Origin of the sequence: Microcystis sp. M53602_WE12, from assembly GCF_030065455.1 — a bacterium.
Lineage (GTDB): Bacteria > Cyanobacteriota > Cyanobacteriia > Cyanobacteriales > Microcystaceae > Microcystis > Microcystis aeruginosa.
Genome location: NZ_JASJFB010000706.1, coordinates 1 through 6,320 on the forward strand (window position 1 = coordinate 1; position 6,320 = coordinate 6,320).

Annotated in this window: 4 protein-coding genes; 1 reads left to right on the forward strand and 3 read right to left on the reverse strand. The window is 37.8% G+C overall.

The window, feature by feature from the left end; genetic code table 11:
- Positions 1-367: 367 nt before the first annotated feature.
- Genes PX482_RS21970 through PX482_RS21980 form a run of 3 tightly spaced genes read right to left on the reverse strand, consistent with a single transcriptional unit; the run spans position 368 to position 4,260 of the window.
- Positions 368-1,225, reverse strand: a complete 858-nt coding sequence (locus PX482_RS21970; protein WP_004159358.1) for a glycosyltransferase — start codon at positions 1,223-1,225, stop codon at positions 368-370.
- 20 nt (positions 1,226-1,245) lie between these two features.
- Positions 1,246-2,850 (reverse strand): glycosyltransferase 87 family protein, encoded by a 1,605-nt coding sequence (locus tag PX482_RS21975; RefSeq protein ID WP_004159357.1) that lies wholly within the window; start codon positions 2,848-2,850, stop codon positions 1,246-1,248.
- A gap of 39 nt (positions 2,851-2,889) precedes the next feature.
- Entirely contained in the window at positions 2,890-4,260 is a 1,371-nt protein-coding gene (locus PX482_RS21980; RefSeq protein WP_004159356.1) for an ArnT family glycosyltransferase, read from the reverse strand.
- Between the two features lie 380 nt (positions 4,261-4,640).
- Here PX482_RS21980 and PX482_RS21985 point away from each other — a divergent pair, with 380 nt between their 5' ends.
- Entirely contained in the window at positions 4,641-6,131 is a 1,491-nt protein-coding gene (locus PX482_RS21985; protein WP_353852235.1) for a glycosyltransferase family protein, read from the forward strand.
- Positions 6,132-6,320: the final 189 nt, after the last annotated feature.

The following is a 6,320-nucleotide window of genomic DNA, read 5'->3' on the forward strand; positions in this document are numbered from 1 at the left end:
AGACTGACTTGGTTTGACCACTGCTTTCATTTCTAAGATAATCATTGTTTATCGACCTCAAACAACTTATTTTAAGTTAACCTATACAGCAGAGATTGTCAAGATTTTAGTCGTGCTTCGCTCTTTTATATTGGTCGGGGTTTCATCCCGTCGCGCTGAGCGCTTCCGGTCTTCACCCCGACATTTGAGATAAAAATTAACATGAATCGCTCACTCTTCCTGATTTTTCTGGTCATTAGACCTGTCAGACTAAATCAGCAAGATAGCTCACCATCACCACTACTCCCCGCTCCCCGCTCTCCTATAGCTTTTACACAGGATTTAGTAAGAATAATACCTGCTGCCTGAAGCGGCAAAAATACGGGTTTCAACCTAGACGCAGTTTAGTGATAATTCTTTGACAATAGAGTTGAATTCCTTCTAACTTAGCTAGGGAGAATTTGGGTTTAATGGGAAGGATCAGTAAAGACATAAAACTCATCCGCAGCAAGCGATAAACAAGGATAGTTAAAGTCGTATGTTTTTCGAGACTGAGAAGATAACTATAGATATTATGAGTTAGTCTTAGATAACCATAGCGACGGGTGATAGAAGATGGTTCATGAATGATTTTAATCTGATTGGTAACAACGACTAAATAGCCTTGGTTTGCGTATCTTCGGGAAAAATCAAAGTCTTCGTAGTAGAGAAAGTAATCGGGATCAAAATGGGGACAAGTGGAAAAATTCGAGAAATTAATTAATAAACTGCATCCCGTCACCCAGTCAGGAATAAGATAGGGTTTATCTCCATAGTCTAAGGATTCCTCCACCACGTTAATTGTGCCGATTTTGGCATTAAATTTTCCCCAACCAAACCAGATTTTACCATCCGGTTCGTAAATTTCTGTACCAGCGATGGCAACTTCGGGATATTGCTGAAAAAATTTGCTTGCTTTCTCCAGAGAGTCCGGTAATAAGTAAGCATCGGGATTAACTAACCAAACGATAGCTTCTCTGTCTTGTTGATAAATCCAATCAAGTCCTAGATTACATCCTTTCCCAAATCCTAAATTTTCCCCCGCTTCAATAATCTTGACTCTTTGCGCTGCTAAAGATTGGATATTTTTATCTTCAGTGGAATTGTTAACAATGATGAGAGTAGCAGATAAGTCATCGTTGAGGGAAGCGATTAAACGCTTAATTAATTCCCCGCAATTGTAGTTAACCGTCAATAGATAAATCATTACAGATAAAAGGTAGAGAATTACTTTTTCTGAAGACGACAGAGATTAAATTTTTCGATTTTGGTGGGAAAGGGTTGACAACTTTGGAAATCAATAACGAGATTTTCCTTCGCTAAATCCTCCACTATATCAGGGGATTTTTTATTAAAGTCCGTCTGGAGAATGTAGAGAGATTCTGGGGGAGTATTAGCAATAAATGTCTCGGCATTTTTTCGCATTAAAGTTCCCTCACTGACTCCAGTATTGCCTTTGAGTCTCACAAAACGAGTCGAAGCGGGAAAATAAGGGACGATAAAAGATGTTCCTTCATCTCCCCAGATAACAATCGTGGAATTTTCGTAGGGTTTTAATGCTTGACTATCGATACCAAAATAATTATCTGACCATCCCATTCTCCACCAATCCATCGGTTTAACCGTAGTGACAATTAAGGAAAATATTACCAAATTTATGATTAATAATGGTTTCTTGCGAGGATAAAGATAGGCAATAATCAAAATAATTAAAGTGGGAGTGATTAATTCTAATGGCATCAGATAACGATAGATAGAAAATCCCACTAACCAAATAGAGTAAGCGGTCAGAGAAAAAGGCAGTAAAAACCCTAAAACTGCACCGTGGGTTAAGTCAGGTTCAGAAGATAGATTGCGCTTAGAAATAGCACGAAAAATAATCACTACTATTAGTAAAATTATCAATAAATAGGTTATAGCTAATCGGCTATCTTGGAAAGGAACCTCAGAGACAAGAGTTTGTCTCTGGATAAAATAAACAGGATAAAACAACCATTGCCAGATATCTTTAGGCAAATATTGTATCCCTTTAAAATTGTAGTCGGTTTCGATATAAGGAGATTGAAAGATTTTATTATAGAAGGGAAAAAGAGGATTAGCAAACTTTGTCCACATTAGGATAATCCAATAACCAGCAGTGAGACTAAAACCCACGGCCATTGAGAGAATTGATAGAATTAAATTGCGTAACTTTTCTGACCAAGAATTAGGTAAAAAATTAATAGCTACCAAAAAGCTAATACTATATAAAGCATTGGTTAATTTAAACCCCGTTGCTAATCCTAATAAGAATCCAGCTAAAAGAATATTTTTAGAGGGAATTGGCAGATTTTTCCCTAAACTAATAACTATAAAAAATAATCCTCCCAGAACGAAAACACTGGTGGTATTATCACCAATACTGGTTCCTAACTCCGAGATATAGGCTGCTCCAAAAATACTGGTAATCGCTGCCGCTATGCTTAGAGTTATCTTGTATCTTTCGGAAACTTTATCGAGGGAATGATAGGTAATTAGGTGAACTAACCATTGATTTAACCCGTGAAATCCTCCCATGAAAAAACCCACGACAATCGGAGGCAGTTTCAGATAATAAACAGCGACGAAAAAGGGAACATCAATCAGGGGATTAAAAAAAGTTTGTATCTGTGCGGGTAGGACATCATACTTAAACCTTCCTGTCAATAACATATAGGGATTATAGAAATGATAATTGCGTAAATCCCAACTAACATCTTGACCTAAAATAACCGAGATAATCCCCAAAGCAATAAAGTAGGTAATTGCCCAAAATAAGGGATGAGAAAGTGGAAAACGTTTGAGGTTTGTCATAATTGAAAATTCAAGATTTATTTGTTTAGTTTTACTCGCTTAACTTGGCAATTTATAGTTAAGGATAAGATTAAGATTACCTAGTAACAATCCCAAAAAGACGATCAGCATGATTATCTTGACAAAATTAGTTAAAATTTTCGATTTTTTCTCAGTTAAATCATTAAAGAAAAATCCCCCTAAAATAATTGCCGTTCCGATAATAAAGTAATATCTACCGTAAGGGGAACTCAAAACCCAATCCTTAATATTTAAATTCACCGACCAAACGACAAGAAAAATAAAGATAGTGGCAGCACTGATAAAATCAGAGTTTTTACGAAAATCGTCTAAGAATATACCAAGCACTAGAAAGAGAAATCCATAGTAAGGAATTACATACCAAGCATAGTAATGGCTTTGAGCGCCAGAAAAAATAAGAAGAATTGTATAGATTAATATAGGAAAAATAACTAATCGTATTTTAGATATTTTCAAAGGAAATCTGGCAACTAACAGCAAAGTGATCCAACTAAAAATTAACCAACCATCCTCAAAAAAAACTGTAGGTAAAACTAGATTTTTTAACATAGCAAAATCCGTAAAGCGATTTTTATGTTCTTGGAGAGTAGTTAAAAACCAACTAAAATCATAAAACCAACCGTAAAGGTAATACAAACCAAAGGATAAAACTGCCGTCAGAGAAGCGATTAAGCTATCTCGCCAATTTTTTTGTAATAATAGTAAAGCGACTAGAGAACCTAGAATATATAATCCTGTCACCTTAACTAAAGGTGCTAAACCACCTAGAACTATAGCCAAGTATAGATACTTTTTTTGAGACTTTTCACCGTACTGAAGGAATAAAATTGCTACCGCTAAACTTAGACATAATAATAAATTTTCACTAACTGCTAAACGAGATAAAAAAACCGTATTGGGGTTAGTGGAAAAAATTAAAGAAGTTATAATCGCCACACCGGTATTAGTCAAACGTAAAGCTAATAAATAAAGCAAGAAAATAGAGAGAGTGCCAAAAACTAAAGAAGGAATTCTAATTACTGTTAAACTACAGTCAAAAAATTCCTTTGCTCCCGATAAAATAGCCGTCATACCCACAATTAATCCAAACAAGGGAGGATGATCAAACCAAGGGGTAACAAAACGATAACGAACAGCAGTTTTTTCCCAAACTGTCACCAAAAAATCATCCGTGGGACTGAGGAAAGACCAACTGGTAGGAACTCCATCTTGAATCAAACTCATGCCACTCCAAGCAAAGGCAAATTCATCTTGAGTCCAGTTATAGGGAGGCAAGGAATCGTACTGATAATATCTTAAGATAAAACCTAATCCAGTAATTAATACACCCAGAAATAGACGGTAATCAAACTTTTCAAAATTCTTAAATGGAAAATCTCGTTGCAGCATTATTCTGAAATTGGCTCGCTATTTATCTTTTGGGGTGAACCCGCGCTATTGTATCATGGTTTGACGGTTAAATTTTTTGACAAACCCAGAGCGATTAAATACCCGATTATCGAGGTTAAGTCATCTCGATAATTTCTCCTTCGTAAATTCTCAGGGATATCAAAGGGCAAACTCATCTTTATAGCCAACTCTAGGCAAGGGACTCATTTCTGGCAGAAAAGTTCCCCACTTTCTCCCCACTAAACTATAACTTAAGAGATTGACATTACCATCAGCAATATGCTAAAAAACATTAGCTTGATAGCCCAGTAACAATAATTACCCCGTTAAAAATCCCTATATTTTCCCCTAAAGCAAACATCTTGTCCTTAGTTGCCAACATGATTCGTCAGTTAAATTATTCTAGAGTTTGGTTGTTATTAATCCTTATTTTTGCGCTTTTCCTGCGTCTAAATGCCGCTTTCTCTTATCCTAATATTCTCTGGCCGGATGAAATTTTTCAGACCTTAGAACAGGGTCATCGACTAGCTTTTGGCAATGGGATGATACCTTGGGATTTTCGGGACGGGATTCGTTCTTGGTTATTTCCGGGGATTCTTGGCGGGATTATGAAGCTAACTGCTGGTTTTTCGGAAGGAGCCAGTGGCTATCTGGCCAGCATCAAGATTTTCCTCAGTTTACTATCTTTAATTCCCGTTTGGATCGGATTCTCGATCGCCTACGAAAGCATCGGTTTGGCCGGCGCTATCCTCACTGGCGGTATTTGTGCGATTTGGTTTGAATTTATCTATTTTGCCCCGAAAGCCTTCACCGAAGTTATGGCCGCTTATTCCCTGCTAGTCGGCGTTTATTTAGGATGTTACGGCAAAAATCCCCCCTCTCGTCAGCGACTGTATTGGACAGGGTTTTTCTATGGATTGACCACCTATCTTCGATTTCATTTACTGCCTGCCATCGCCATCGCCCTCATTTATCAAGTTAGACAAAAAAATTTTCCACAATTACTGCCCCTTGCCCTCGGTTTTATCGGTCCGGTTTTGCTGGGGGGTGCTTTAGACGCTTTCACTTGGTCCACCCCCTTCCAATCGATTTGGAAACTGATCTGGATTAATATTTTTGAAGGAAAATTTAATAGTTTTGGCGTATCCCCCTGGCAGCAATATTTTACTTGGTTAGCCCTCAATTGGTCTTGGTGGCTGTTTCCGATCCTCGTCTTCTGTGCAATCGCTGCTCGTCGTCACTGGATTCTCGCCCTTCTGGCCCTAGTTATTATCCTCTCTCACAGCTTTTTAGGTCACAAAGAATATCGCTATATGTTCCCTGCCCTACCACTAATTATTATTCTCGCTGGTTTGGGAACCGCCACTCTCGTCTCGCGTTTATCGTTAATGCGAGGTTCCCTCGCCGGCAAAACTATCGTTATTTTTAGTAGTTTACTTCTTTGGGCTTTTCTCTCTTGGTTGTTGGCGGGGCGTTTTAATACGGACCAGACTTTTAATTTCGGACCGCCTTGGCAAAAACCGGGCTATACTCACTGGCAAACCCACGGCGGACAATTACAAGCCTATGAGTATTTAAGTAGCGAGAAAAAACTGTGCGGTTTAGGAGTAAAAGGATTGGCGTGGCAGTACACGGGGGGATACGCCTACTTACACCAAGATGTACCGATTTATTTCCTTAAAGATAACCAAAATTTCGAGGAACTACAACCTTATTTTAATTATCTATTATTTAACCAAGACACTGCCGCGGTCGGAGATTATCAACGGGAGAAATGCTTTAACGGAACTTGCGTTTACAGGCGCTCGAACTCTTGTCAAGTTAACCCGAATTATCATATCAATCAGTATCTCAAAGAAGCTGGCGAGTAGGATAATATATCTCTGGCAAACTTGCTAAATTTGTCAAAAATAAGTCTAAAAAGCAGAGAAAAAATTTTAATTATGTAAGCGGGATAACTTCGATCATGAAAAAAGTTAAAATCTTGCCAATTTACCTAAGTTTTCTAATTTTAATCTATATAATTTCTGTCATGACGGTCAACCTCTCCTCTTTCCCCG

What these genes read in the sequence shown, in the direction of transcription:
- PX482_RS21980 (WP_004159356.1), bottom strand. Translation starts at nt 4,260, where the DNA reads ATGCTGCAACGAGATTTTCCATTTAAGAATTTTGAAAAGTTTGATTAC.
- PX482_RS21975 (WP_004159357.1), bottom strand. Translation starts at nt 2,850, where the DNA reads ATGACAAACCTCAAACGTTTTCCACTTTCTCATCCCTTATTTTGGGCA.
- PX482_RS21985 (WP_353852235.1), top strand. Translation starts at nt 4,641, where the DNA reads ATGATTCGTCAGTTAAATTATTCTAGAGTTTGGTTGTTATTAATCCTT.
- PX482_RS21970 (WP_004159358.1), bottom strand. Translation starts at nt 1,225, where the DNA reads ATGATTTATCTATTGACGGTTAACTACAATTGCGGGGAATTAATTAAG.